Raw genomic sequence first — 25256 nt, 5'->3', positions numbered from 1 at the left:
CACTCCCGCCTCTGTCATGGCACATGTGACATGACAGACCCTGTTCACGATCTCGCCGCCTCCATTTCGCGTCAAGCCCGTCCCGCCGCACGCCCTCCACCACCGCGGACGGCTACGCGCGCTTCGTCGCCCTCGCCGCCCGACGAGCCGTCGAGCCGTCGACGGCCACGACCGCACCACGAGAACGGGCCTGCGTCCAGGATCAGTGCAGTGCGTCGATCAGCTGGGGCGGTGCCAGAAGGCGGGCCGGCGGGCCGATGGTTTCCGGGATCAGGCGCACGGGCCCCGGGCGTTCAGGGATGGTCCCCATCCAACCCCCAGCAACGTCGTTCAGTGGGTGCTCACAGGTCCGCCGTTTCACTGCCGGGGCGTCATGCAAAAGGCCGCTGACCTGGGATTTCTCCCGGCCAGCGGCCTTTCCGACTCACGTCGGGACGACAGGGTTCGAACCTGCGACCCCTGCCGGGCGAGCGGCGTCGGGAGGCGTCAGCCGACGGTCAGTGAGAACGGTCCGGCCAGCACCGAGTAGCCGTCGTTGGCCAGGTAGTACACGTCGTACCTGCCCGCGCCGTTCAGCTTGCTCGTGGTCAGAGTGACCGTGCCGCTCTGGTTCGGCGCGTAGGCCCAGGCCAGCGAGGACTGCGAGCCCGGGGTCACGCCCGCCGGGTAGATGCCGACCCAGTTCTTCGTGCTGACCTGCGAGGCGTTCGGCACGGCGTAACGGAAGGTGACATTACCGCCGTTCGCCACCGCGTTCAGGTCGCCGGCCAGCATCGCCGTGGTCGCCGTGGACGGTGCGAAGGCAGCGCCCAGCGGCGTCGCGTAGGTGTCGTTGGCGGTCAGCCCGGGCAGGCCGAGAGCCGACTCGATGGTACGGCCGATGCTGTAGTGGTCGTAGTGCAGCGGGCTGCTGGTCCCGGCCGGGACGGTGCCCTGCGAGCCGAGGACGAGGGTGGCGACGTGGTTGTACCCCTCGTTCTCGCTCTCGTCCCAGGTCAGGATGAGCAGCGAGCGCTCCTGGGTCCACGCGGGCGAGGACAGCACGGGGGCGAGGGTCTGCTTCAGCCAACCGTCCTGCACCTGAAGGCTGGTGGCGTTTCCGTTGCCGGACGCCTCGCCGTCGTAGTAGTCGTCAGCGGCGATCCAGGAGAAGTTCGGGGTGGTGGCCGCCGACCGCAGGTCGGTGGTCAGCTGCGAGGTGTCGAACAGGTGCGCCGCACAGCGGGCCGCATTGCCGCCGATGTCCGTGTAGTTGATGAACGGCGCGTCGTCCGGCTCGTACTTGGCGTCGTACTGGGTGGTGGTGTTGCAGGGCGTGCCCATGCCCTGCTCGTAGGCCTTCCAGCTCTTGCCGGCCTCCTCGATCGTGTCACCGAGGTTGCGCTGCGGGGAGTTGATGTTGGGCCAGTAGGTCGCGCCCTTGGTGTAGGTGTCGCCGCCCGCGATGGCGAGGTAGTTCTCGTCGCTCGGGTGGTAGACGCCGTGGGCGTCGGTGAGGGTGGCGCCCTGGGACATCAGGCTGTGCATGTACGGCGTGTCCGCCGGGTCGTTCATGATCTGGGAGTAGTCGGTGTTCTCCATCATGACCGTGAACACGTGGTCGTAGCCCGGCACGCTGGACGCGGGCGGGGCCACCGGTGCCGGTGCGGTGACCGGGGTGTCGAGGGTGAGGGAGAGGTCGTCCAGGTAGCCGGTCTCGCTGGAGGTGGACAGGAACTGCACCTCGGCCTGGATCGACCTCGTCCCGGCCGGGACGGAGCCGGTGGCGCTGCGGGAGAGGAACTTGGTGGACAGGCCGCGGTCGGTCGCGGAGACGGTCGGCAGCTTGGCGGTCGCACCGATCGGGTGACCGTTCGCGTCCTGGAAGTGCAGGCTGACGGCGGCGTAACCGCCGTAGGTCGTCCAACCGCCCAGCCAACCCGCGAGGTTGTAGTGCACTCCGCCGCCGTCGATCGCCGTGGCGGCCGAGGAGACGTCGACGGTCTGCGCCATCGAGCCGTCCCCGAAGTTGCCGGGGCCGAAGAAGGCCTTTCCGGGCGTGTTGCCGTCGTTCGGCTGGCCGAAGGAACCGGCCGTGTAGCACATGACGTTGACGCCGCCGGCCTGGACCGTCCAACCGGGGACGGTGGTGGCCGCGCTCCAGTCGTTGGTGCAGTAGCCGCCAGCCTCCGCGTCACCGTTGACGATCAGGTTGCCGCTGCTCCCTGCCGCGTGGGCGGGGACAGGGGCGGCGACGACCAGCGCGCCAAGGAGGGGTAGGGCGGCGAGCAGCCCGCCGAGGGAGCTCGAGCGCAGTCGCATAGGGATACCTCGTCCCGTTGGTGGGGGTGATCGCCATGGCTGTGCGCCATGGACGGGACATAGGTACCGGCCGGTGCTGTCCGGCGGAAGAATGCCAGTCGAACTTGATCAGACAAGTTCGGGCTCATGACACGCAGGCCCGTACGGGCACGGCGTGTTTCCCGCCGCACCCGTCGCGAATGCCCGCCCCGGCAACAGGCGCAGACGAAGTGCGTACATCCAACTCGCACCGACCCGGAGCCGACGTCATCTCATCGGCTTGCCAGGCGAGTTGGAGACTGTGGACGCTACGACCAGCAGGGCGACGACGACTTCGCCGCTCTCGCCGGTGTGGACAGCGGACTACTGCCGGGAGCCGCGTTCCGGCCAGCGACCCCCTCCTCCAGCTGGAGCTCCGGATCCGCTCAACGAGGCCGCGGAGAAGGCCACCATCCAGGTGAACGAGGACGGAGCGGTGGCCGTGGCCGGCAGCGACGTCGCCGTGGGAGTGGGCGCCGCGGCCCCTGCGAAGGCCGTCCACCCGAAGTCCCGGACGGCTTGGCGCCCTTCGGGTCCGTCAGTTGCTGACGGCCAGTCGGTGGCCCTGCTCCAGGAAGGCCATGACGCCGATGGCACCACCGAGTTCACGGATCGTCCGGGCGGCCCCGAACGGCGCGTTCCAGAACTCGCCCTGCCGAAAGGTGTGCGGGCCGACGTACGCGTACGGCTCCGGCCGGAACGCGTCGCCGGGTGAGACGCCGTAGTTCACTTCGCCGACGGTCACCCCGATGTCGAAGTGCTCGGGCCAGATGACCGGCTCCGCGCCCGGGAACAGCCCGCGCAGCGCGGCGTCGCCGAGCGCGAAGCAGTGCGCGAGCCGGCGGGCGGCGGACGGATCCGCCTCAACCGCGTCGTCGGCGGCGATACCCGGCCCGTCCTGGTACAGCCCGGCGGGAGCACCGATCGTGAGCCCGAGTGCCGCGCCGAGCGCGGTGCAGGTGGTCCATTCGAGGGACAGCACCTGCCCGGGCGCGACCAGTTCCGCACCGATCACTCGCAGCTGCGGCTCGACGCTGGTGGCGAAGCCGCCCGCGCAGGCGCGCAGCCGGATCGTGCCGCTGGACCGGTACTGCGGCCCGGCCAGGACCAGCTCGGCCACCGCGTGCAGGGCGCGGCGGGTGCGTACGACGGTCTCGGTGTCCATGAAGGCATGGTCTCCCAGGAGGGACGCCCGCGCGAGGTCTTCGATGGACCATGGCGGCGCGGGCACCTTGCCGACGGCCCGGGCGGCGGTGGCCTGGCTGCCACCGCCGGAGCGCTGAGCGCCGATCCACCCGGGCTGACGGCGAAGGCTCATTGGCCCCCGGAGGAGGAGTTGAGCGCGCGGCGCTCCTGCAGCCAGCCCTCGCTCAGGTGCGCCCATACACTCTGGTATTCATCGAAGAGGGGCTGGAGCCGATCGTAGCTGAGATCAGCGGCGGGAGTTGAGGCGATGAGGTACTCGAGGTCATCAGCGAGACGCTGGAACCGATACTGCGTCTCCTCCATCAACACCCAGCGCGATCTCCAGTTGAAGAACGACTCAACGGCTCCCAGCAGGGTAACCAGTGCCACGAGGGCGAAGGCCAAGCCAGCCCAGAAGTTCAGGCTCTGCAAGCCGAGGATGATCGTTGAGGCGGCGGACAGCGAGAGCGTCAGCACCTTCAACGCCGAGGAGGCCAGGCGGAAACGCTTCTTCTTTCCTTGGGCGTACACGTTGCCCTGCCGGATCTTCTCCAAGAGGTGACCAGCGGTCTCCACCGGAGCCAGCCCCGCCCCCACAGGCCCGCTAGATCCCATTTCGCCCCCATTGCTTCTGCCTGCGACGTCCCCTGCGACTCCCGACCGTAGGGTCTCACACCGCAGGACTCCGCGGTCAACGGCAATCCCTGCCTGCCGAAGCCGGGGTCTATGCCTCCTGTCCTATCGCCCACTCGGGAGGAACGCGGTTCTGGACGTACGCGTGGGCATCTCGCGCGGCTTCTTCTACACGGTGCGCGTAGTCGTTGGCGTGCCGGCCGCTCCCGGACCTGGCGACCAGGATGTCGAAGGCGAGTTGTGTCTCGTCCTCGTTGTCTGGGAACGGCGGATCGTCCGATTCGGCCAGGACCCGACTCACGGTCTGCTTGTCCGTGGGTCACCGTGGCCTACCAGGACGGCACGGTCCGCCGCGAACAGCGGCGCCTGGCCACCAGTTTGAGGGACCACACCCGCTATCGCCGCACGACGTCGGTGGCACCGGCCGCGGCGAGTTGCAGGTCCTGCCCCGCGACGTCGCCAGGCGTGGCCAGCACCATCGCGCCGCGGAGTCGACCTGGGCCGCGCCCAGCGCCCTGTCGATCACCATCGCGTCCTTCAGCGCGCCGTCGATCCCTGCCATGCAGAAGCCCTTCCGACCGTTCCACCTCGAAATCGGCCCTGCGGAGCGACCGGCACTGAGCGTGGGCAGTGCCCACCGGGCCCCCGGCGCGATGACCGCTACTGATCACAAGAGATCACTACTGTCCGAATTCATCACATGCAAAACCAGCGATTTGAAAAATTCTTCATATTCATACATGCTGGCGTGCTGTTGGATCGGCGTACGGTGCGTCCGGCACCTGTCGGCCACCTGGGAGGTCGTGAGCGCGCTGTTCGACGAGGAGTAGCGCGAGCAACTGGCCCAGACCCGCCAGGCCCTGCGGCAAGCCCGAGTCAGCAGGGACGACAGCACCCAGGCCTATGCCGGGCGCGTAGCGGCGCTGCTGCCGCTCGCGGCCGGCCACGGCATCGACATCCCGCACACCGCCGGGGAAGAGCAAGGAGAGAGCTGAGACATGGCCGTCCCGCTGTACCAGGCGAAGGCGGAGTTCTTCCGCACCCTCGGCCACCCGGCCCGCATCCGGGTCCTCGAACTCCTCCAGGACGGCCCGCTGCTGGTGCGCGACCTGCTCGCCGCCCTCGACATCGAGGCTTCCAGCCTCTCCCAGCAGCTCGCCGTCCTGCGCCGCACCAACCTGGTCACCGCCACCCGCGACGGCAACACCGTGCTCTACGCGCTCTCCACCCCGGACGTCGCCGAGCTGCTGCGCGCGGCCCGCCGAATCCTCAGTGACGTGATCACCGGCCAGAACCAGCTGCTGCACGAGCTCGCCGGAACCACGACCCCTGAGGTCACCGCGTGAGCCCCGCCCATGCTGTTCTCGACCGCATGCGTTCTGTCCTCCCCACCCAACGGATCCTCGCCACGATGGGTCGCTCGCCCCGCAAGGACCTGCTGGCCGGCCTGACGGTGGCGATCGTCGCACTTCCGCTGGCCCTCGGTTTCGGCATCTCCTCCGGCGCCGGCGCAGAGGCGGGCCTGGCCACCGCCGTCGTCGCCGGGGCGCTCGCCGCGGTCTTCGGCGGCTCCAACCTCCAGGTGTCCGGGCCGACCGGCGCCATGACCGTCGTCCTGGTCCCCATCGTCGCCCGCTACGGCACCGACGGCGTGCTCACTGTCGGTCTGCTCGCCGGGATCATCCTCATAGCCCTCGCCCTGGCCCGGGCCGGCCGCTGGATGGCCTACGTCCCCGTGCCGGTGGTGGAGGGTTTCACGGTCGGCATCGCCGGTGTCATCGCCCTTCAGCAGGTCCCGGGCGCGCTCGGTGTCAGGAAGCCCGAGGGCGGCAACCCGGCCGTCGTCGCGGCCAGGGCAGTGCGCGAGTACGCCGCCGCACCGCACTGGGCGGCGCTCGGTGTGGCCCTCGCGGTGGCCGTCGTGATGCTCATCGGCGTACGCCTGTGCCCCTCGTTGCCGTTCTCGCTGATCGCTGTCGTCGCCGCGACCGTCGTCACCAACCTCGCCGACCTGCCGGTCGCCACCATCGGCTACCTGCCCGCCGGGCTGCCGGCGCCCTCGCTCGGCTTCCTCGACCTCTCCGCCGTCCCCGCTCTGCTGCCCTCCGCCTTCACGGTCGCCGCGCTGGCCGCGTTGGAGTCGCTGATGTCGGCAACCGCCGCGGACGCGATGAGCGTGTCCGAGCGCCACGACAGCGACCGCGAACTGTTCGGCCAGGGCTTGGCCAACCTGGCTGCCCCGTTGTTCGGCGGTGTCGCCGCCACCGGCGCGATCGCCCGTACCGCCGTCAACGTCCGTTCCGGCGCCGTGTCCCGACTCGCCGCTCTCGTCCACGCCGCCGCCCTGGCCGTGATCGTCTTCGCCGTCGCGCCCCTGGTCGCCGGGATTCCGCTGGCCGCCCTGGCCGGCGTGCTGATCGCCACCGCCGTGCGGATGGTGGAGGTCGGCTCGCTGCGCGCAATCGCCCGCACCGGGCGCGGCGAGGCGGCCGTCCTGCTCCTCACCGCCGCCGCCACGCTCGCCTTCGACCTGGTCACCGCAGTCGTCGTCGGCCTGCTGGTATCCGGCGTGCTCGCCCTCGCCGCAGTCGCGAAGGCAGCGCGGGTCGAGCAGGTCCCGCTGCACGGCGACCTTCCCCCAGCCTCCGGCCGGGAGGTGCCCCCTTCGGACGACCACCACAACGAGGAGCAGGCGCTGCTCGACGAGCACATCGTCGCCTACCGGATCGACGGCCCGCTGCTCTTCGCCGCCGCGCACCGCTTCCTGCTCGAACTCACCGAGAGCGCCATGGTCAAGGTCGTCATCCTGCGGATGTCCCGGGTCAGCGCGATCGACGCCAGCGGCGCGACTGTCCTCGGTGACGCCGTCACCAAACTCCAGCGCCGGGGCACTCTCGTCCTCATGTCCGGCATCCGCGACGAACACCACCGCCCCCTCGACGCCCTCGGCACACTCGACAAGCTGCACGCCGACGGCCACGTATTCGCCACCACCCCCGACGCCATCAGCTACGCCCGCACTCACCTCCACGGCCAGGCCGTCCCCTCCGATCAAAACCTGACCACCACCGGAGCCTCCCGAGTGGCCGAAACCGCCGAGAGGCCACGGTGATCCGGCGCTGGCGGGATCGCAGGCAGCGCGAGCCCTCCTCCGCCGGCCCGGCCCGCCGACCATTCCCGGCGTTACCGGATGAGCCTGTGTGGCCCGCCGGATCACGGCGACCGTCCTCACCGGCTGGGGCGTACGACCCAGAACGCTCGCGGGCAGCACCACCGTCCTCGCCGTCGCCCGCCACCTCGACGGCGAACTGACGATCCACCCGACCCCAACGGTGGCAAGACCATCCTCGTCCACCTCCCGCTCACACCGCCCGCCCCGACCCCGGAATGAGGCCGCCCTTGCGTTTCACCATTACCCCCTATGACGATCACGGCGCCCCCGCCTCCCGGCAGACCGTCGATCTGCCCGCCCTCCAAGCCCTCCTCACCGAGGCCGCCACCACTGGCCGACGCCTGCACATCCGCCCCCAGCCCCGGGAGGACCGCCCCTCCGCAATCGGCCAGGAGCCTCGATGAGTGACAGCACCAGTGACGAGAGGAGCCGCCGCAAGGCCATGCTCATCCGCGCCTCGGTCTACATCCTCGGCACCCACCTGTTCGCCGGCTTCGTCATCCTGCTCTTCGCCCTCGGCAATCGACACTGAACTGGCCGACCGAGACTGCGACATCGCGGGCCTTCACGCCCGCTGACCACGGAAAACATCCCTCAGACGACCTGGATATCCTGAACACATGAGCGACAACCTCCCCCCGTGCCCGCAGTGCGCCAGCGAGTACACCTATGAGATGAACGCCCTCATGGTCTGCCCGGAGTGCGGCCACGAGTGGGTGCCCACCGACGCCGGCGGGGCCGCTTCCCCCGGGGTCAGCGAGCGCGTGGTCAAGGACGCGGTCGGCAACGTGCTGAGCGACGGCGACACCGTGACCGTCATCAAGGCCCTCAAGGTCAAGGGCAGCGCCTCGGGCATCAAGGCGGGCACCAAGGTCCGCAACATCCGCCTGGTCGACGGCGTCGACGGCCATGACATCGACTGCCGCATCGAGGGCTTCGGCGCCATGCAGCTCAAGTCCAGCGTCGTCAAGAAGGCCTGATCTGCATCGCCCGCTCTCGGCAACCGCCACGGAGCGGTCGACCGGTCAGGTCGTGTCCTTCTTCCCCGGGCAGGGGAGATCGGCTGACCGCTGGGCGTGGCCGGGCTGGTGGCGGTCGGCATTCCGAGTCGGCCAGGCGATGGTGATCTCCGGGTGCACCAGCGGCAGACGGGAAACCGCTTCCTCGGCGGCGTCGCGATCGCTCATATCGGCCGGGGTGACCAGGGCCCGCCCGGTGCAAGTCGTCCACCAGCAACGCCAGCGGCTCGGCCGAGCACCAGTCGTCCAGCGTCGAAAGGATGGCCTCGGCCGGGACGTTCGGCGACGAGGCTACGCGCGTGGGCGAGGTGGCCCGCCAGAGGCTCCTCGCCATGGTGGATCGGCGTGTCGGCGCGCTTCTGCAGAGTCCGGTCGGACTGGCCGAGCGGCACGGTCACCGACACCTGGCTGATCCAGACCGTCCGGCCGACTCCGCACCGGCGGCTCGCAGCAGGTTGAGGCGACGAAACGCCGCCGAGGATGTGGGCGGATGAGCCGTCCCCGACCCGTCACGTCGGCCGCACCCCTGGCATCCGCCAACAAGCTGACTTCCGCTCAGCGCCTCCCGCCCTTCCGCCGATGGCTCGGGTGAAGACCTCCACTCTGCTTCCCGGGAGACCCCGGCCGCACGGACACGGCGCGGCCCGGCTCCCGCCTGCTCACCTACGCGTCGCGCCTGCAGGACATGCACAGCCGACAGTCACGACCCGCGAAAATACCCCGCAGGGTATATTTGAAGAAACGGCTGCCCATCAAGGGCCACGACGCAAGGAGTCATGTGATGTGTCGACGTACCGTCTGCCGCACCTGCGGCAAGGCCACCTATGCGGGGTGCGGCATGCACGTCGACCAGGTGCTGGCCGGGGTTGGCAAGGCCGACCGCTGCACCTGCGACAAGAACACGGGCAAGGAGGGTGGCTTCCTGGCAAGGATCCTGGGTCGCCGCTGAGCGGTGGTTGCGATCCGGTCGGGAGCGGAACCTCCGGACACGGTAGGCCCGAGCCGGATCTGGCCGTCCCGTCCGCCCCCTCATCGTGACGCGACGCGAACCGCGCTGCCGACCGGACCGGGCACCGGGCGCCTCAGATCAGTCGGTCGCCGTTGCACGCGGTTTGATGAGAAGGCCAGGAGACGGATGTTGGGTCGGCGCGGTCGTCGTTTCGCGTATTCACCTGGATGGGTGATACCGGATCGCGGTATCCGGGGCGCCTTGCTGTGATGGGCGGGGCACCCGGTCGGGTGTCCGCCGAGGAGGTTGAGATGACCGCCTACCCGATACGCGCTCTGGTCACCGGTTCGTTGGCTGTGAGTGTCGTGATGTGTGCAACCGCCACCGCGTCCGCCGCTACAGCTGTCGGGACCGCGATCCCGGCCCTCCAGCAGCAGACACGCACCAACCTCACGAAGTCCATGCAGGGCGAGGCGTTCGCCAACGCCTCCTACACCCTCTTCGCGGCCCAGGCCCAACGCGAGGGCCGCTCGGCCGTGGCCGACCTCTTCCGGAAGACCGCTGGTGTGGAGCTGGGTGAGCACTTCACCGAGGAGGCCGCGCTGAGCGGCCTCGTGGGCAGCAACGAGGCGAACCTGACCGACGCCCTGAGCGGCGAGGGATACGAGTCCACCACCATGTACCCGACGTTCGCCCGGCAGGCCAAGGCGGCCGGCGACACCGCCGCGGCCGACCTCTTCGCCGAGATCGCCAAGGACGAGACAGCGCACCTGTCCGCATACCGGGCCGCGCTCACCTCGGTCCGCGCCGGCAAGGGCGCCATCCCGGCGCCCCCGGCCGTCAGCCCCGTCTTGGTGGCGGCCGGGCAGCCCAAGGTCACTTCGGCGCAGACCAAGACCAACCTCGACACCGCCATGCACGGTGAGGCCCTGGCCCACGCCAAGTACAGCCTCTACGCCCAGCGCGCCCAGCAGAGCGGCAACGCAGCTCTGGCACGCCTGTTCACCGGAATTTCCAACGTGGAGTTGCAGGAGCACCTCTCCGGCGAGGCGGTGCTGGCCGGAACGGTCGGCACCACGAGCCGGAACCTGACCACGGCCATCACCGGCGAGACCTACGAGTCCCAGACGATGTACCCGACCTTCGCCCGACAGGCCAAGGCCGTCGGCGACACCGCCGCGGCCACCCTCTTCCAGCACAACGCCAATGACGAGGCCGGCCACGCCCAGGCGTTCCAGACCGCCCGCAGAGGCCTCGGCTGACCAAACGGTGACCGCCCCCGTTCCGGGTGGCTCCCCGCCGGGAGCCGAACGGGGTCGAAAAGTCGGGGGTGGTCGACTCGACCACCCCCGACCTCTCGCTTTGGCCAGCGTGCGAGGGAGCAGTAGTTCTCCTCTTCCTGGGCGAAGTGCAAGCGCAGCACTCTAGGAGGCCGTAGAGGCAGGACCGCAGGTCGTCGAACTGTTCGGGGTGCAGGCGGCCGTGGTCGGCGTCGGCGAGTTGCAGGTGATTGGCGATCTGTCAGGCAGGTGGTGGATCTCGGTGTGGCGTGGCAGGGGCCTTCGGGCCCATCGACCGGGCCGGGCGGGCCCTGATCGTGCACCACACACGTGTGGGTGGAGTCGGGGCTGTTCGGCCCAAGCGACCGGCCCCGGCGTGTGGGCACGATGGCGGTGACCACCGAATCGGTGGTCGGCGACCAGGGAGCCGGGCGAGATGGGCGGCCTCCTGGCGGTGGCCCGGGCCGAGCAGGCCCTACCGCAACCGGTGCCGGTCCGAGTGGACGAGGTCGTCGCCGACCGGATCACGGCATGGGAGCCGGTCGCAGAGAAGCGCGGGATCCACCTCACCACCACCTCCCGGGCGGCAGGTCCGGTCGCGCTGGGAAAAGGTCACCCTCTGCGGCCTCACCCTGGCCGGCGTACTCGCCGCCCGCGCCGCCGGAACCACTGTCTTGCGTCCAGCACTGCGCGTGGTCGTCGGTGGTGGGCTCGCCATGGCGTGCACCGCGGCCGTCGCCGGCGTTTGAGGGAACCCTCGCGAATCAACTCTCCGCAGAAGCCGCTGCTGCCACCCCCGCACTGACCCGTTCCGCCGAGTCGGCCCCGGCCACCGGCCACCGGCCACCGGCTCGCGCGACTGTGGCCTGGGGGAACTCGGGCGCGGACTTCGCTTGACCACGTCCCACGCGTGGCGCCAATCCTCGCGCGTTCGGACCACTGCACGTGCCGGCGCGCACTCGCCGCGTCAGTCTGGCGCCAGATCCTGTTCGGTGGTCGGAAGGAAGCGGCGATGACAGCAGCACCGACGACGAGTGTCCTCTCGGCGCCTGTCGACCTGAACCACCCGGGCCACTACGTGCACTGGGGCGTGGTCCAGATCTCGGTGACGAATCTGGTAGTCATCTGCCTGATGGTGGTGGTCTTCGTGGCCGCGCTGCTGCTGCCCTTCCCGCACGGGCGGCGTGATGGCGAGTAACTGGACCGGCGCGATCCGGCGGTACGCCCTGCGGAGGCTACCGCCCGAGAAGCTCCTCCCCGAGACCCAGCCGGTCTACATGGCATCGTGGATCTACGTCTTCGGGGTGCTCACCGTGTCGGCGCTCGTGGTGGTCCTGGTCTCCGGCGGTGTGCTCGCGCTGATGGGCCCCGCCTGGTGGCACACCTCCAGCGTCGGCAGGTACGTCAACAGCGTCCACCTGTGGAGCGTGGAGCTGTTCATGGCCGTCATGGTGATCCATCTGTGGGGCAAGTTCTTCATGGCCGCCTGGCGCGGCCGACGGGCCCTGACCTGGGCGACCGGCGCGGTCACCTTCCTGGTCTCGATCGGCACCGCGTTCACCGGCTACCTGGTCCAGCAGAACTTCGACTCCCAGTGGATCTCCGGGCAGGCCAAGGACGCGCTCAACGCGGTCGGCATCGGCGCCTGGTTCAACGTCCTCGACTTCGGCCAGATGCTGATGTGGCACATCGTCCTGCTCCCGCTCGCGATCGGGCTGCTGACCGCCTGGCACGTCCTGCTGGTCCGCATGCGCGGCATCGTGCCGCCGATCGGCGTCACCGCGCCCGAGGTCGAGCGGTGAAGCCCGCCCAGGCGCCCGGGTCGGACGCCTTCCCCGTCCGCCGCTACGACCTGGTCAAGGAGTTCACGATCGCGTTGGTGATCACCGCCCTGCTCAGCGCGGGGCTGGCCGGTCTGTTCTCCTCCCCGGACGAAACACCGATCACCCTGGCCGCCTGGTCCACCGCGGCGCCGAACGACTTCACCGCGACGGCCGTCGCCGAACTCGCCGGCACCAGCACCTCCGCGCAGTACGGCCCGCCCTACAACCACACCCCGGGCGCCGGCCAGAAGATCGGCCCGGTCAGCCTGCAGCGGGCAGCCGGCGTCCGCATCCCCGTCGACCCGGCCGAGGACTTCGTGCTGCAACCCCTGCGCCACTCCGCGGAGCCGCCGGAGGTCACCGCCGCACTCACCGAGTGGAACGCCGCCTCCGCCGACCAGCGGCAGTCCTGGAGCTCGGCCTACGCGGACGCCCTGGGCAAGGCACCGGACGGCGATCCGGCCAAGGTCGGCCCCGGCGACTACGGCCCGGTGCCGGTACTGACCGCCCATCTACTGACGCTTGCCCAGGCGGGCTCACTCGACGGCCAGTTGCTGGGCCGGGGTCGCTTCTACCAGACCGACTTCACCAAGCCGATGCTCTTCCTCGCCGACGGCTCGTACCTGTCGGACCGGGCCGCCGAACAGCACCTGACCGGAAGCCAATGGGGGATGATGAACGAGACCGGGGACTACCCCGGACAGGCCTGGCTGTGGCTCTACACCTTCTGGTACCAGATCGACCCGTTCACGACCTCGAAGAACGCGGACGCCGAAATCTGGGCCATCATGGCCGTGCTCAGCCTCGCCCTGGTCCTGGTGCCGTTCATCCCCGGCATCCGGTCCATCCCCCGCTGGACCAGGATCTACCGCCTCGTCTGGCGTGACTACTACCGCACGCGGCACTGACCGACTCAGCCAACGAGCAACCCTCACCGGTGGTCCCTCCCGACCGGACGGCCGATGCCACCAGCGGCCCAGACATCGGCCGGACGGCACGAAGGACGACCGCCACCCGGCCGATCACATAACCAGAATCCCAGCGCCAGCCGTCCTCCCGTCGCTGCGCGACGGACACATCGAACCGCCCACGCACCGAGTAGGCTGACACAGCGGGGCAACGGCGACTCCTGCCGGTCGAAGGAGTGACCACGATGACCGAGTCCCCTCTCACCCTCACCGAACTGCGACTGCTCGCGACCGCGGCCGGCGCCGCGCCCTCGGTGCACAACAGCCAACCCTGGCGGCTGCGCCCGACCACCAACCTGCACGGCATGCTGGTGTACTCGGACCCCGAAAGGGCGGTACCCGTCGCGGACCCGGACGGCCGGGCCATGCTCATCTCCGTCGGCGCGGCCCTGTTCAACCTCCGCACCGCGGCCCACCACCTCGGACGCCAGGCCACCGTCCGGCTGAGCCCCGATCCTCCCCAACCGGACCTGGCCGCGATCATCGATCTGTCCGAACCACTCCCCGACGGTGGCGGGAACATCCCGGATCTGTACGCCGCGATCGCCCACCGCCACTCCAGCCGCCAGCCGTTCGCCAACCGCGACGTCCCCGAAGCCGTCATCGGCGAGCTGATCGAGGCCGCCGACGACGAGGGAACGACCCTGGAGGTTCTGGAGGAGGACGGCGCGCGCCGCGTCCTGGCGCTCACCACCGAGGCCGAGCAGCGGATCGCCGAGGACGTCGCACGGCAAGCCGAGACCCGAAGCTGGCTGCGCCCGGAGGAGCCCGCCACCGACGGCATCCCGCTCGAGGCACTCGGGCCGCTGGACCTCGACGCCCGGGTGCCGATGCGCGGCTTCACCGGCCACCCGCCCCGCCCCGCCGTGTCGGCCGAGAGGTTCGAGGCCCTACCGCAGGTCGCCGTCATAAAGACACACGGTGACCACCCAAACGACTGGCTGCGCACCGGTCAGGCCATGGAACGGGTCTGGCTGCTGGCGACAACCCACGGGGTCCGCGCCAACATCCTGCACCAGGCGGTCGAATGGCAAGAAACGCGGTGGCGGCTGCGCGATCCGGCCGAGGGCCCCGGCCACGTCCAACTCGTCATGCGGCTCGGCTTCGGCCCGCCCGGACACCCCACACCACGCCGGCCCGTCGAGGAGATCCTCGACCTCAGCGGCCACCAGCTGGACCAACGCTCAGCATGACAGACGAGGGCCCGTAGCGGGCAGCTCCGCCGTCCGACGTGAGAAGGCTCCGGCAGCCGGACAGAACAGCGCGAAGACAGCCTCCGCCAGTACCCCGACTGCGCGGCACTGCTCGTCCGCGATGCCGTCCGCGCGGGAAGGGTGGAACAAGGCGAGCACGAAGACCATCACGCCCGCATGCGGCACGACGGGTAAAACAGCAAGATGATCGTCCAGCCGGGCGGGCGCGGATGGTACGGCCAGGTCGAGATCGACCGCCCCACCAGCCAACTCCTGTGCACCGGCGACCACTTCCTGTCGGCCCCGACGCCTGGACCAACAGCCACCCCTGCGTGGGCCCCGGCCTCTGCTACTCCATCGACTGGCGTTGGGACGTCTATCACCAGGACTGCTTCCAGGAGAACGCGTCTGCGTCACCACGGTTGAACTGCACGGATTGACCGGAGCCCGGCAATCACGGTGCGGTCGGGTCAGCCCTCGGTCGTGGCGGTGGTGGGGACGAGCAGGCTGTCGAGAAGTTCGGCCTGGCCGGTGATGACGCCGCTGAGGATGGCCCGCGCGACCCGCAGCAGCTCGGCGACCTGGGAGCTGGTGAGGCTGTAGTACACGGTGGAGCCCTCGCGGCGGGAGGCCACGAGCTTGGCCCGGCGCAGGACTGCGAGCTGCTGGGACAGGTGGGACGCCTCGACACCGACTTCGGGCAGCATCTCGGCGACCGCGTGCTCGCGCTCGCTGAGCAGTTCCAGGACCCGGATGCGCACCGGGTGCCCGAGTGTTTTGAAGAACTCCGCCTTCAGCTGGTACAGCGGTGCGCCGACCACGGGAGGCGTGGCGGGGGTTTCGGCGTTCACGGGCGTCACCGTCTCCATCGGGCCCAAGCAAGGCAGAACATCATCAATTACTGACCTTAGCAATCACGCAAGTACGCCATCATCGGGCCGTGGGTGGTCAGCGCCGACCGGCAGTCGCCAGAGAGCGGTGGGCGTCCACGATCACGCCCTCACCCGCGGCGTTGAAGCCCACCAGGGCGGAGATGTCGATCACGGCCGCACGGAAACACCGGGCGACGGCCCAGTCGAACGCGCCCTGGAAGCGGTGGGCGGCCTGCTCGCCCAGAGAGTCGGTCAGGTACAGGACCCCGATGCCGTCCGCATCCTCGAATTCCCGCTGGATGCTCACCACCACCCTCGAGCACCACACCCAGGGTGACGATGAGCATGCGTGCGCACTCCGCGACCAGCGGAGCCGGACAGGAAGACGGAGCGCCCGCACCACACATGCGGGCACCGCCTACCCGGCGCAGGGAGACACACGCCACCCCGCGCCGAGAACGGAGCAAGCAGCTCAGCCGCGCGGCCTTGCGGTGAGATACGCATTCCTCCTCCTGCCCTGGCACACAGTTGCCAACATCAGCAACTGCTAAGGTCGTCATGTGGTGCTCCCGGAAACGGCTGCCACCGGGTGGCCGCCCCGCAAACACCGACGACGGGGTGGCCACCTCGGCAACAGCTCCACCACCGCACCAGCTGCGCGGATGTATCCGTCCGGCTCCACGGTGAGGTCACCGGTGACCATGGACCAACTGGCCCGTGCTCTGGGACGCGGATGGCCGCCCCGCACCGTCGGGCCCAGGCTCCCGCGCAGCCGCCACGCGGCATTGGGTTGGGCGCTTCCCGCGTCCGCTCGCACTGCCCGCCTGCGACATCCTGCCGGTGTTGGCGGGGCTTGAGACCGGGCGGCTCGTCCACCCCGGCATCGTGCGCAACCTGCTCCGTCCTGCGCCACCTTGTCGACGACGGACAGCTCGTCCTGCGGGTCCGCTCGCGCTCCGCGTTCCCGGGCGGGGCGTTCGCCAGGCGCACCGCCCATCCACGACTCACCCGGCGGCCCGGCACCAGCCGAACAGCGCGGACCGGCTACCGGGACGGCGACGCCGGCGGCCCTGAGGGCAACGCCAGACTCACCACTCTCACTGGTGTGAGCGTGCCGGCGGATCATGTCGGACGGACAGACCGCCGGTCTCGAGTGGCTCCAGCGCGTTCGGCTCGTGTTCGCGGCCAGATCGGCGGCGTCGGCCGCGCGCAGGCCGTAGCCCAGAAGCGCCCGCATCGGCCACGAACGGCTCACTGGATACGACACCCCGGCGAGTCCTGCCGAGACTGTGACCATGAGACCCCTACGGGAGCATCTCATCCGATGACTTTCCCGGACCAGCGCATTCCCCACCCGGAAGGCCACACCGCGGGCCGGGCCGGCTGGCTGCGTGCCGCCGTCCTCGGAGCCAACGACGGGCTGGTCTCCGTTGCCAGCATCATGGTCGGCATCGCGGCTAGCGGAGCGAGCACCTCCGCAGTGGTCACCGGCGGTCTTGCCGGGCTGTCCGCGGGTGCAATGGCGATGGCCGCAGGTGAGCACGTCTCGGTCAGCTCGCAGGTCGATGTCGAGAAAGCCGACCGCGCCAAGGAGGCCCGTGAGCTCGCCGACGCCCCGGAAGCCGAGCTCGCCGAACTCACCGCCATCTACGAGAGCCGCGGCGTCCCGCCGGCGCTGGCCCGACAGGTCGCCGAGGCCCTCCAGGAGGCCGACCCGCTCCAGGCCCATCTGCGCGACGAACTCGGCCACAGCGAACACACCACGGCCAACCCGGTGCAAGCCGCCCTCGCCTCCGCCGCCAGCTTCCTCACCGGCGGAGCCGTCCCCTTCCTCGGCCTCCTCGCCCCCACCGCTGCACGGCTGTGGCTGATCGTCGTCGTCACTCTCTGCGGTCTGGCCGCTGCCGGCGTGCTGGCCGCCCGTACGGCAGGCGCAGGCGTGCTGCGCCCGGCTCTGCGGGTGGTTCTCGGCGGCGGGCTCGCCATGGCCGTCACCGCGGCCGTCGGCCAACTCGCCCACACTTCGGGCATCTGACGTCCCTCGTCCCGAACCGGTGTCGCCCAAGTGCGCGGCCGGGGCCGAGTCAGCGGGGTACCAGGACAACCCGGTTCAGGGCCGGGGCCGTCGACCACTCAGGGAGACATCGCCGCCTGGCTCGCCAACTCATGCTCGGTCAGACCGAATTGCGTACGCTGCTCGGCAACGCGCGGGGCAAGGAGGACGGATCCGGTCGGCTGCACAGCCGCGTCGGTCGACTGGGGGTTCTCTTTCACGGTGACTCCGTCATCTCTCCGCGGGGCTCGGTCAGGTCCGGAACAGGGCGACCTTCAGGGCATCGTGCCGCCCGGGCGAAGTTGCGGGAGACCAGGACGCGGTCGCCGTCGGCCACGCTCCGTACGCCCGGGCCGGTCTCGATGACGGTGCTGACGGCTCCGTAGCCGAGGATCCGGCCGTCGGTCACCTCGGGGACGTCGCCCTCGAGGATGTGCAGGTCCATACCGCGGACGGTAACCACGTCCACCCGGACGACGGCGTCCTGCCTCTCCCGGATCACCGCATCGGGTATCTCGCCACAGATACGACGGCCCGGCCCGTGACAAGGTCGGCGCCTTCATGCCCCGATCACCTCTGTCAGCCGTTGAGCGGCCGGCACGATCACCCGCTGCCCCCTTCAGGTCCAGGGCTGTCCAGGGTGGGACTGCGTGCCGTGGGTCGGCCGCCCCTGGGAGTGGACCGGTGGGCCCAATGGGCACCGGTTGCGGGGGACGCGCCTGGTTCGGTCCTTCTAGGCTGGGTGGTGGTGTCCGGCGAGCCGCGGAGGTACCGGTGGGGAGCGCATCGGAGAGTTCGGTACCGCTGCCGCAGCTGCGGCTGGACGACCTGCTGGACGAGCTGCAGGCCAGGCTGAACGCCGCTCGGGGCGCCCGCGACCGGATCCACAGCCTGCTGGAGGCGGTGCTCGCGGTCGGCCGGGATCTGGAGCTGGCCCAGGCGCTGCGGCACATCGTGGAGGCGGCGGTGAACCTGGTCGACGCCGAGTACGGCGCTCTCGGGGTGATCGGTGAGGACCATCGACTGTCGCAGTTCGTCCCGGTCGGGGTGACCGCGGAGCAGGTGAAGCGGATCGGGGCGCTGCCGTCGGGCCACGGTCTGCTGGGCGAGCTGATCCGGCACCCAGTGCCGTTGCGGCTAGGCAAGATCTCCGAGCATCCGTCCTCCTACGGCTTTCCCGCCAACCACCCGCCCATGCGCAGCTTCCTGGGGGTGCCGATCCGGGTCCGGGACAGGGTGTTCGGCAACCTGTACCTGACCGAGAAGCGCGGCGGCGGCGAATTCGACGCCGAGGACGAAGCCGTACTGTCCACGCTCGCGGTGGCGGCGGGGGTGGCGATCGACAACGCCCGGTTGTACGCACAGGGTCGGCTGCGTGAGCGGTGGCTGGCGGCCAGTGCGGAGATCACCGGCAGTCTGCTGTCCGGAAGCTCCGAGAAGGAGGTGCTGGACCTACTGGTCGCCAGAGCGGGTGAGATCGCGGGAGCGGACCTCGCGGTGGTCGCCCTGCCCGTGCCCGACTCCGAGGAGTTGGAGGTCCGGATCGCCGTCGGGCTGTGTGAGCGGGAGCACCGCGGTCTGGTACTGCCCCTGGAAGGCTCGTTCATGGGGGCTGCGGCGCGCACCGGTGAACTGGTGGTGAGCACGAACGTGCAGCAGGACCCGCGGATCACCGCCGGGCCACCGCGCTGGCGCGGTCTGGGGCCCGCCGTGGCGGTACCGATCGGTACTCCGGAACACGGCGTACGCGGCGTGCTGATGCTGGCCCGCGCGGAAGGTGATCCGCTCTTCGAGTCCGATGAGTCGGGGCTGCTGCTGAGTTTCGCCGGGCACGCTGCGCTGGCGATGGAGCTGGCGGAGCGGCGCCGGGACTCCGAGCAGATCGCGCTACTCCAAGAACGGGACCGGATCGCCCGCGATCTGCACGACCTGGCGATCCAACGGCTGTTCGCCACCGGTATGACCCTCCAGGGCGCGATCCGCTTCATCGACCACCCGGAAGCCGGAAACCGGGTGCTGCGCGCCATCGACGACCTCGACGAGACCGCGAAGACCATCCGATCCACGATCTTCGGCCTTCGGGCCCGGGAAGCGGGACCTGCCGCCAAGGGGCTGCGCGCCAGGGTGGTGGAGGTCGTCGAGCGGGCGGCGGCCGTGCTCGGCTTCACTCCCGGCCTGCGGATGTCCGGCCTGTTGGACGTCACCGTGCCGCCGCAGATCGCGGACGAAGCCGTCGCCGTCCTCCAGGAGGCGTTGTCCAACGCCGCCCGGCACGCCGACGCGACCTCGGTGGAGGTCGCGCTGGCGGCGGACGCCGAGCTGACGGTCACCGTGACGGACAACGGTGTCGGGCTCTCTAAGGGCGGACGGCGCAGCGGGCTGGAGAACCTCGCCGAGCGGGCGGCGGCGCTCGGCGGCGCCTTCGACGCGCACGCACTCCCGCACGGCGGCACCGAAGTGCTCTGGCGGGTCCCACTGCCGCCCGAGTGAGGCCGACAGCCTCAGCTGCCGTCGACCACCAGCACCTCGGAGGCCGGCAGCCGGGGTGTGGGCGCCCCCTCCGGTCCGTAGCCGAGCCGGATGAGCATGTGGACGAAGCCCGGTCCCCGGTGCGGGCTGCGGGTCTCCCAACGCAGGTTGGGCCACTCCATCGCCTGGTGCAGCAGCGAAGCGCGTACCCCACGGACGGTGGCGGTCAGCAGGACGTGCTCCAGGGCCAGTCCGGCGCGCAGCCAGTCCATGGGATGGTCGTGCTCGGTGGCGAGCACCGCGATGCACGGCTCGGCCTCGAAGGCCTCGGGGGCCTGGTGCTCGGCGGGGTGGATGGCGGAGAAGTCCCGCATCGGCAGGTGTCCGGCGGCGTCCTGCGGGCCGAGGGCGGCGGCCGGGATGCCGTACGGTCCCCCGCCCGGCCTCTGGATCCAGCTGCGGCTTTCGCTGCGGTGCTCGGGGTCGGTGACGTTGCGGCGCTCGGCCTCGGCCGTGAGGTGGAGCAATCTGGCCGTCTCCTCCCGGTCGGGGAAGTAGAGCACCGCTTCCTCCGTGCGGGCGGCCTCGACCAGTTCGTTCCGTACTGCTGGTGGGATCGGCGGGCCGGTGAACGGGGTGCGGACGGTGTGCCGGTGCCAGATCGCGTCGTACAGCTCGGCCGTCCGCGGCAGCTGTGCCCGGGACGGTTCGTCCAGGCGGACGGCGGCCAGCAGGTCGGGCTCGGCCGGGTCGGGCAGCAGGTGCACGTCGGGTGCCCAGCCGAGGTGGCGTGCGGCGGTGCGGAGGTTCAGCACCGCCGCACCGACCGAGATGTGCAGGGCACGCTGCTCGGGGTCGGTGGCCGGCAGCGACCGCTCGGGCGCGGCACGGACTTCGAGGGTGCTGGTCTCGGGCCGGAGGCGGTAGCGCCAGGGCTGGGTGTTGTGGATCGAAGGGGCGGCCACCGCGGCGGAGACGAGCTTCTCCACCGTGGCACCGTCCAGGGCCATGGCGGCCATGGCGGTCTCCCAGGGGTTGGTTGGGTCAGCCGGTGCTGGGCCCTGCTCTGAAACGCGGACGCTCCTTCGGGCTGTCAGAGGGGCCGGCACCGCCTGGAGGGGCCGGGCGGCGGGGGTTTGGGCCCGGCGGCGGAATGCTGCCGCGGCACGCGGCCGAGGTACGTGATCACGGGCTCCTTGCTCGTACCGTAAGGCGGATACCCTCTGCGCCCATGGTGCGACCGACCTGGTCGGCGGCGCTTGGGCCGTTCGGATCCATGTGCCGGGCCGCCCGGCTCAGCGCGGGTGCCCGGGGTGCTCGGCCTCGGCGTGGGCGGCGAGGACGGCCGCCTGGAGGCGCCGCTCGACGCCGAGCTTGGCGAGCATGCGCGAGACGTGGTTCTTGACGGTCTTCTCGGCGAGGTAGAGCTCCTGACCGATCTGCCGGTTGGTCTTGCCCTCACCGACCAATGCCAGGATCTCCCGCTCGCGAGGCGTCAGTTGGGCGAGGGCGGCGTCGGTGTCCGACTCGTCGTGGTGGCGCAGGCTCTCCATCAGTCTGCGGGTGGTGGCCGGGTCCAGCGTCGACTGGCCGGAGGCGACCGTCCGTACCGCGCTGACCAGGTCGACGCCCTTGACCTGCTTGAGCACGTACCCGGCGGCTCCGGCCATGACCGCGTCCAGCAGGGCGTCGTCGTCATCGAAGGAGGTGAGCATCAGGCAGGCCAATTCGGGCATCCGGTCGCGTAGTTCGCGGCAGACGGTCACCCCGTCGCCGTCCGGCAGCCGTACGTCGAGCACGGCCACCTGCGGGCGCAGCGCCGGCACCCGGGCGAGGGCCTGGGCGCAGCTGCCCGCCTCGCCGACGACCTCGATGTCGGGCTCCGCCTCCAGCAGATCACGCACCCCGCGCCGGACCACCTCGTGGTCGTCCAGCAGGAAGACGCGCACGGGCTGTACGGATTCGCTGGAGTCGGTCGTGTCCATCGCTGTGCTCCTGACCGGCGGACGGCTCTCCTACGATTCTGCGCGTCCCGGGACGCTCGCACCGCGCGGGACGCCGACACCGCCGTCATGGGCCGGGAGGCCCTGGCACGGGGCCGAGCGGCTCATGAGGCCAGGGAGGGCACCGCCGGACCGTGGGAGTGCGACGACGGACCGGCACCCCGCAGGCCGTCGAACAGGAGAAGGCAGCACGCAGCATCCCGGTGAACCCGTCCGAGTGACCGAAGCCGTGGGCCGGGATCTTCACGGGCCCGGCCCACGATGCGACCGGGGTCAGCCGTGCGGGACCACCGCGACCGGGCACCGCGCGTGGTGGATCACCGCGTGGGCGACCGATCCGAGGTGGCCTGGACGGCCGCGACCGCTCCTGCCCACGACGAGCAGATCCGCGTGCTCGGCTGCCTGGAGCAGCGCCTTGGCAGCACCACTCGGACGCACCTCCTCGATGACCTTCACGTCACCGGACGCGTGGTCACGGATCACCTGCTGAAGCTCTCGCAGTTCCTTCTGTGCCCGGACAGCCCCTGCCCAGTCAGCGCGTTGCTCCTCCGGGGAGCTCCGCCACCAGGGTGGCGGGTCCCAGGCGTGGACGACCCGTAGGTCCGCGCCGCGCGAATGGGCTGTCTCGAGCGCGAATTCCAGGACGGCCTCGGACGGGTCGTGGGCATCGATACCGGCCACGACCTGCCCGGCCGGAGGCTGCTGGTGTTCGTCCCGGATCAGGACGGCCGGGCAGTCGGCGCGTGCCGCGACCGCCAGGCTCACCGATCCGAGGAGCAGGCCGGTGAAGCCGCCGAGCCCGCGCGAGCCGAGTACCACGAGGCGGGCGTCCCGTGCCGCGGCCACGATCCCCTGCCGGGCCGGCTCATCCAGCAAGGCAGTGCACACGTTCAGGTCCGGATGGTCTGTGCGGAGGTCCTCCGCCGTGTCGGCCAGCAGACAGAGGGCTTGTCCGCGCACCTCGCTCACGCCCGGCAGTCCCGGGGCCGCACGCTGCGGCCACGGCCAGGCGTGTACCAGGCGCAGTGGTGCACCGCACCTGGCGGCCTCGTCGGCCGCCCAGCGGGCGGCGGCCAGGCTCGCGGGCGAGCCGTCTACGGCGGCGAGGACCGGCCGGTTCACGAGGTCACCGGCTCCTGGTCACCACTCACAGCGGTGAGCCGCGCCTCGGCGTCCACCACCCCGGGCACGGCCCGGACCAGGCGCTCCAGCAGGGCCTTCGGCGCCGCTTCGGGCAGCGAACCGGTGAGGGTGATCCGGCCCTCCTCGACGTGGACGTCGACAGCCGACGCGTACGCGGGCCCCAGCGCCGCGAGCAGTTCGAAGCGGACCTGCTGGGCGAGGTCCTCGTCGGTTCGCAGGTGTACCTTGAGCAGGTCCCCGCGGCTGACGATGCCTACCAGGCGGTCCTCCTCGTCGATCACCGGCAGGCGTTTGAGATGGCCGCGTGCCATCGCCCGGGCAGCCTCGGCGGTCGGGCTGTCGGCGTGCACGGTGACGGCCGGGACCGACATCAGCTGTCCGGCCGTCAGGTTCTCGGCGCTCTCCGGGGCCTGGTCCTGAGCAGTCAGCAGATCGGCCTCGGATACCACCCCGATCACCCGGCCGTCCCCGGTGAGCACCGGTGCCGCACTGATCCTCCAGCGTTGCAGGATCTCGGCGATCTCCTGGAAGCTCGTGTCGCGTCCGACGGCGATGACGGCGTGGGTCATCACCTCGCCTACGGTGTCCCAGCGCTTTTCCACGGTGTGCTCCTCACAGCTGCGGGTGGGATCGCCGGTCCCGGCCCGGGGCTGCCCTCGCGCAGGGCGCTCCAGGAGACCGGACCGAGCAGGTCGGCCAGGTTTTGCAGGACGTCCAGGAAGAGGTCGTCGATGGTCAGGACACCGGCCAGACGGTAGCCGTCCAGCACGGGCAGTCGGCGCACACCCGTACGGCGGAAGGCCCGATAGGCGGCGGCGAGGTCGTCGGTGGTGTCGAGGGTGACGACGGGGGCGGACATCAGCTCGGACACCCGCGTCGCGGGGTCCGCGTTGCGTGCGAGTGCCCGGACCACCAGGTCCCGGTCGGTGAGGACGCCGTGCAGGGTGCCGCCCTCGGCCACCAGGACGCAGCCCACCGCCTCCTCGTCCATGCGCCGGGCGGCGTCCCTCGCCGTGGTGTGGGGCGTGACGGTGACCGGCGGTGCGGTCATGAGGTCGGCGACGCGCATCTCTCGGGCTCCTTCAGTCCGATTGTCACCTCGGGACGCCGGTCGAGCGGGGTCGGTGTAGCCGCTGATGACCGGCTGGCGCGGCGCGATCCGCTACTACGGAGTTGAGCTCGGGCCTGGTGATGTCGAGGCTTCTCCGGCCCAACCGCGGCCTTGCCCATGAGATGACGACGACTCGGGTGACGACAACTGCCCCGGGCGTCACTGGCGCCGGCCGGCCTGGTAGGCGTGGGGGTGTTCGAGCTGGACCTCGGTGTCGTCCTCGGTCCAGTCGAGACTCTGGTGGACCGCCACCACGCCGTCCACGGCCCGGCACAGCTGCTCGGCGATCGGTACCAGGCTCTTGCGCGGGAGCCGTCCGGTGAGGGTGACCACGCCTTCGTGCACGGCGACCTGGACGGAGCCGGGCGCGACCCACAGGGTCTGGCCGAACACGTCGTGGGCGATCTCCTCGCGGATCGCCGCGTCGTGCCGCAGGAAGACCTGGAGCAGATCGCGGCGGCTGACGATGCCCACCAGGCGGCCGACCTCATCGACCACGGGCAGCCGCTTGACCTTGTGCTTGTCCATGGCCCGGGCGGCCTCGGGTACGGACCAGGTGGCACGGGCTGTGACGGCGGGGCTGGTCATCAGGCCACCGGCGGTCTCGGCCTCCGCGCGGGCCCGGTCCTGCGGCTCCAACCAGCGGCCGGGGGTACGGCCCTCAGGGTCGGGGAGGACGGCTTCCTTACGGATCAGGTCGGCTTCGGAGACCATGCCGAGCGGGCGTTCCTGGTCGTCGATGACCGGGATCGCGGTGATGTCGTTCCGGTGGAACAACGCCACGATCTCCTTGAACGGCGTGTCCGGCCGAGCGGTGACGACCTCCTGGGTCATCACGTCGTGAACGGTGCGGTGCTGCATGGTCCTCACTCCTCCACGCATGTCCTCTACCTCACACTCTCCGCCCGGGCCGAGAGTCAGCACAGGGCCGTTCGGTCCCACTGCCGTGGCCAGACCGGTCCAGGAGACAACGACCGCTCCGGGCAGGACGATGGGAGGGCTTTCCTCTGGAGATCGCCATGACGACCGAGAGCCCTGCCCCGTACCCGAGGCCTCGGCCCGGG

At 70.6% G+C, this 25256-nt stretch carries 27 protein-coding genes; 13 read left to right on the top strand and 14 right to left on the bottom strand.

What is annotated here, in order from left to right:
• Positions 1 to 486: 486 nt before the first annotated feature.
• The 4 genes from ACWDAK_RS15510 to ACWDAK_RS15495 form a co-directional block, all read right to left on the bottom strand.
• On the bottom strand, positions 487 to 2301 hold the full coding sequence (locus ACWDAK_RS15510; protein WP_427393634.1) for an alkaline phosphatase family protein: 1815 nt from the start codon (positions 2299 to 2301) through the stop codon (positions 487 to 489).
• Between the two features lie 556 nt (positions 2302 to 2857).
• Positions 2858 to 3484 carry a hypothetical protein gene (locus ACWDAK_RS15505; protein ID WP_427393633.1) on the bottom strand — a complete coding sequence of 209 codons (627 nt, stop codon included), beginning with the start codon at positions 3482 to 3484 and terminating at the stop codon, positions 2858 to 2860.
• 149 nt (positions 3485 to 3633) lie between these two features.
• Positions 3634 to 4059 carry a DUF4231 domain-containing protein gene (locus ACWDAK_RS15500; RefSeq protein ID WP_344636666.1) on the bottom strand — a complete coding sequence of 142 codons (426 nt, stop codon included), beginning with the start codon at positions 4057 to 4059 and terminating at the stop codon, positions 3634 to 3636.
• 169 nt (positions 4060 to 4228) lie between these two features.
• Positions 4229 to 4438: a hypothetical protein gene (locus ACWDAK_RS15495; RefSeq protein WP_427393632.1), complete on the bottom strand. Its 210-nt coding sequence runs from the start codon at positions 4436 to 4438 to the stop codon at positions 4229 to 4231.
• Positions 4439 to 5135: 697 nt separating this feature from the next.
• Here ACWDAK_RS15495 and ACWDAK_RS15490 point away from each other — a divergent pair.
• From ACWDAK_RS15490 to ACWDAK_RS15470, 5 genes are all read left to right on the top strand, one after another.
• On the top strand, positions 5136 to 5483 hold the full coding sequence (locus tag ACWDAK_RS15490; RefSeq protein WP_344636664.1) for an ArsR/SmtB family transcription factor: 348 nt from the start codon (positions 5136 to 5138) through the stop codon (positions 5481 to 5483).
• Positions 5484 to 5509: 26 nt separating this feature from the next.
• Positions 5510 to 7249, top strand: coding sequence for a SulP family inorganic anion transporter (locus ACWDAK_RS15485; RefSeq protein WP_344636663.1), 1740 nt, complete (start codon positions 5510 to 5512; stop codon positions 7247 to 7249).
• Between the two features lie 287 nt (positions 7250 to 7536).
• Complete coding sequence (locus tag ACWDAK_RS15480; RefSeq protein WP_344636662.1) at positions 7537 to 7713, top strand: hypothetical protein; 177 nt, start codon at positions 7537 to 7539, stop codon at positions 7711 to 7713.
• Entirely contained in the window at positions 7710 to 7841 is a 132-nt protein-coding gene (locus tag ACWDAK_RS15475) for a DUF6126 family protein (protein ID WP_344636661.1), read from the top strand. The genes ACWDAK_RS15480 and ACWDAK_RS15475 overlap by 4 nt, the downstream gene beginning before the upstream one ends.
• An 88-nt stretch (positions 7842 to 7929) precedes the next feature.
• On the top strand, positions 7930 to 8289 hold the full coding sequence (locus tag ACWDAK_RS15470; protein ID WP_344636660.1) for a zinc ribbon domain-containing protein YjdM: 360 nt from the start codon (positions 7930 to 7932) through the stop codon (positions 8287 to 8289).
• Between the two features lie 45 nt (positions 8290 to 8334).
• Here ACWDAK_RS15470 and ACWDAK_RS15465 read toward each other — a convergent pair whose 3' ends face one another.
• Positions 8335 to 8496, bottom strand: coding sequence for a hypothetical protein (locus ACWDAK_RS15465; protein ID WP_344636659.1), 162 nt, complete (start codon positions 8494 to 8496; stop codon positions 8335 to 8337).
• 613 nt (positions 8497 to 9109) lie between these two features.
• Here ACWDAK_RS15465 and ACWDAK_RS15460 point away from each other — a divergent pair.
• The 6 genes from ACWDAK_RS15460 (at position 9110) to ACWDAK_RS15435 (ending at position 14541) form a co-directional block, all read left to right on the top strand.
• A complete protein-coding gene (locus tag ACWDAK_RS15460; RefSeq protein WP_427393631.1) occupies positions 9110 to 9277 on the top strand; it encodes a hypothetical protein in 168 nt (55 codons plus the stop codon).
• Positions 9278 to 9588: 311 nt separating this feature from the next.
• Positions 9589 to 10539 carry a ferritin family protein gene (locus ACWDAK_RS15455; RefSeq protein ID WP_344636657.1) on the top strand — a complete coding sequence of 317 codons (951 nt, stop codon included), beginning with the start codon at positions 9589 to 9591 and terminating at the stop codon, positions 10537 to 10539.
• Between the two features lie 1030 nt (positions 10540 to 11569).
• Positions 11570 to 11755, top strand: coding sequence for a hypothetical protein (locus ACWDAK_RS15450; protein WP_427393630.1), 186 nt, complete (start codon positions 11570 to 11572; stop codon positions 11753 to 11755).
• Positions 11745 to 12359 (top strand): cytochrome b N-terminal domain-containing protein, encoded by a 615-nt coding sequence (locus ACWDAK_RS15445; RefSeq protein ID WP_427393629.1) that lies wholly within the window; start codon positions 11745 to 11747, stop codon positions 12357 to 12359. The genes ACWDAK_RS15450 and ACWDAK_RS15445 overlap by 11 nt, the downstream gene beginning before the upstream one ends.
• A complete protein-coding gene (locus ACWDAK_RS15440; protein WP_344636654.1) occupies positions 12356 to 13288 on the top strand; it encodes a hypothetical protein in 933 nt (310 codons plus the stop codon). The genes ACWDAK_RS15445 and ACWDAK_RS15440 overlap by 4 nt, the downstream gene beginning before the upstream one ends.
• A 245-nt stretch (positions 13289 to 13533) precedes the next feature.
• The gene (locus ACWDAK_RS15435; RefSeq protein ID WP_427393628.1) at positions 13534 to 14541 is read left to right on the top strand and encodes an Acg family FMN-binding oxidoreductase; all 1008 of its coding nucleotides are present in this window, start codon (positions 13534 to 13536) and stop codon (positions 14539 to 14541) included.
• 470 nt (positions 14542 to 15011) lie between these two features.
• On the opposite strand, the gene ACWDAK_RS15430 is transcribed toward ACWDAK_RS15435, so the two are convergent.
• Positions 15012 to 15392, bottom strand: coding sequence for an ArsR/SmtB family transcription factor (locus ACWDAK_RS15430; protein WP_344636652.1), 381 nt, complete (start codon positions 15390 to 15392; stop codon positions 15012 to 15014).
• Between the two features lie 97 nt (positions 15393 to 15489).
• A complete protein-coding gene (locus ACWDAK_RS15425; protein WP_344636651.1) occupies positions 15490 to 15720 on the bottom strand; it encodes an STAS domain-containing protein in 231 nt (76 codons plus the stop codon).
• Between the two features lie 1017 nt (positions 15721 to 16737).
• Here ACWDAK_RS15425 and ACWDAK_RS15420 point away from each other — a divergent pair.
• Complete coding sequence (locus ACWDAK_RS15420) at positions 16738 to 17448, top strand: VIT1/CCC1 transporter family protein (RefSeq protein ID WP_344636650.1); 711 nt, start codon at positions 16738 to 16740, stop codon at positions 17446 to 17448.
• Between the two features lie 235 nt (positions 17449 to 17683).
• Here ACWDAK_RS15420 and ACWDAK_RS15415 read toward each other — a convergent pair whose 3' ends face one another.
• Positions 17684 to 17968 (bottom strand): alcohol dehydrogenase catalytic domain-containing protein, encoded by a 285-nt coding sequence (locus ACWDAK_RS15415; RefSeq protein WP_427393627.1) that lies wholly within the window; start codon positions 17966 to 17968, stop codon positions 17684 to 17686.
• Between the two features lie 272 nt (positions 17969 to 18240).
• On the opposite strand from ACWDAK_RS15415, the gene ACWDAK_RS15410 reads away from it, so the two are divergent.
• Positions 18241 to 19956: a sensor histidine kinase gene (locus tag ACWDAK_RS15410; RefSeq protein ID WP_344636648.1), complete on the top strand. Its 1716-nt coding sequence runs from the start codon at positions 18241 to 18243 to the stop codon at positions 19954 to 19956.
• 11 nt (positions 19957 to 19967) lie between these two features.
• On the opposite strand, the gene ACWDAK_RS15405 is transcribed toward ACWDAK_RS15410, so the two are convergent.
• From ACWDAK_RS15405 to ACWDAK_RS15380, 6 genes are all read right to left on the bottom strand, one after another.
• Positions 19968 to 20954 carry an Acg family FMN-binding oxidoreductase gene (locus ACWDAK_RS15405; protein WP_344636647.1) on the bottom strand — a complete coding sequence of 329 codons (987 nt, stop codon included), beginning with the start codon at positions 20952 to 20954 and terminating at the stop codon, positions 19968 to 19970.
• 276 nt (positions 20955 to 21230) lie between these two features.
• Positions 21231 to 21920, bottom strand: coding sequence for a response regulator transcription factor (locus ACWDAK_RS15400; RefSeq protein ID WP_344636646.1), 690 nt, complete (start codon positions 21918 to 21920; stop codon positions 21231 to 21233).
• Positions 21921 to 22211: 291 nt separating this feature from the next.
• Positions 22212 to 23060, bottom strand: a complete 849-nt coding sequence (locus tag ACWDAK_RS15395) for a universal stress protein (protein ID WP_344636645.1) — start codon at positions 23058 to 23060, stop codon at positions 22212 to 22214.
• The gene (locus ACWDAK_RS15390; protein ID WP_344636644.1) at positions 23057 to 23683 is read right to left on the bottom strand and encodes a CBS domain-containing protein; all 627 of its coding nucleotides are present in this window, start codon (positions 23681 to 23683) and stop codon (positions 23057 to 23059) included. The genes ACWDAK_RS15395 and ACWDAK_RS15390 overlap by 4 nt, the downstream gene beginning before the upstream one ends.
• Positions 23659 to 24150, bottom strand: coding sequence for a CBS domain-containing protein (locus ACWDAK_RS15385; RefSeq protein WP_427393626.1), 492 nt, complete (start codon positions 24148 to 24150; stop codon positions 23659 to 23661). Before ACWDAK_RS15385 ends, ACWDAK_RS15390 begins: the two co-directional genes overlap by 25 nt.
• A gap of 201 nt (positions 24151 to 24351) precedes the next feature.
• Positions 24352 to 25053, bottom strand: a complete 702-nt coding sequence (locus ACWDAK_RS15380) for a CBS domain-containing protein (RefSeq protein ID WP_344636642.1) — start codon at positions 25051 to 25053, stop codon at positions 24352 to 24354.
• Between the last annotated feature and the right edge of the window lie 203 nt (positions 25054 to 25256).

The sequence above is a fragment of the Kitasatospora sp. NPDC001175 genome, assembly GCF_053598215.1.
Note: the sequence above shows the minus strand (reverse complement) of the source record. Positions and strands in the feature narration are given on the sequence as shown.

Coding starts and splice junctions, on each gene's coding strand:
- ACWDAK_RS15510 (WP_427393634.1), bottom strand. CDS start 2,301: ATGCGACTGCGCTCGAGCTCCCTCGGCGGGCTGCTCGCCGCCCTACCC.
- ACWDAK_RS15505 (WP_427393633.1), bottom strand. CDS start 3,484: ATGGACACCGAGACCGTCGTACGCACCCGCCGCGCCCTGCACGCGGTG.
- ACWDAK_RS15490 (WP_344636664.1), top strand. CDS start 5,136: ATGGCCGTCCCGCTGTACCAGGCGAAGGCGGAGTTCTTCCGCACCCTC.
- ACWDAK_RS15485 (WP_344636663.1), top strand. CDS start 5,510: ATGCGTTCTGTCCTCCCCACCCAACGGATCCTCGCCACGATGGGTCGC.
- ACWDAK_RS15475 (WP_344636661.1), top strand. CDS start 7,710: ATGAGTGACAGCACCAGTGACGAGAGGAGCCGCCGCAAGGCCATGCTC.
- ACWDAK_RS15470 (WP_344636660.1), top strand. CDS start 7,930: ATGAGCGACAACCTCCCCCCGTGCCCGCAGTGCGCCAGCGAGTACACC.
- ACWDAK_RS15465 (WP_344636659.1), bottom strand. CDS start 8,496: ATGAGCGATCGCGACGCCGCCGAGGAAGCGGTTTCCCGTCTGCCGCTG.
- ACWDAK_RS15460 (WP_427393631.1), top strand. CDS start 9,110: ATGTGTCGACGTACCGTCTGCCGCACCTGCGGCAAGGCCACCTATGCG.
- ACWDAK_RS15455 (WP_344636657.1), top strand. CDS start 9,589: ATGACCGCCTACCCGATACGCGCTCTGGTCACCGGTTCGTTGGCTGTG.
- ACWDAK_RS15450 (WP_427393630.1), top strand. CDS start 11,570: ATGACAGCAGCACCGACGACGAGTGTCCTCTCGGCGCCTGTCGACCTG.
- ACWDAK_RS15445 (WP_427393629.1), top strand. CDS start 11,745: ATGGCGAGTAACTGGACCGGCGCGATCCGGCGGTACGCCCTGCGGAGG.
- ACWDAK_RS15435 (WP_427393628.1), top strand. CDS start 13,534: ATGACCGAGTCCCCTCTCACCCTCACCGAACTGCGACTGCTCGCGACC.
- ACWDAK_RS15420 (WP_344636650.1), top strand. CDS start 16,738: ATGACTTTCCCGGACCAGCGCATTCCCCACCCGGAAGGCCACACCGCG.
- ACWDAK_RS15405 (WP_344636647.1), bottom strand. CDS start 20,954: ATGGCCGCCATGGCCCTGGACGGTGCCACGGTGGAGAAGCTCGTCTCC.
- ACWDAK_RS15400 (WP_344636646.1), bottom strand. CDS start 21,920: ATGGACACGACCGACTCCAGCGAATCCGTACAGCCCGTGCGCGTCTTC.
- ACWDAK_RS15385 (WP_427393626.1), bottom strand. CDS start 24,150: ATGCGCGTCGCCGACCTCATGACCGCACCGCCGGTCACCGTCACGCCC.
- ACWDAK_RS15380 (WP_344636642.1), bottom strand. CDS start 25,053: ATGCAGCACCGCACCGTTCACGACGTGATGACCCAGGAGGTCGTCACC.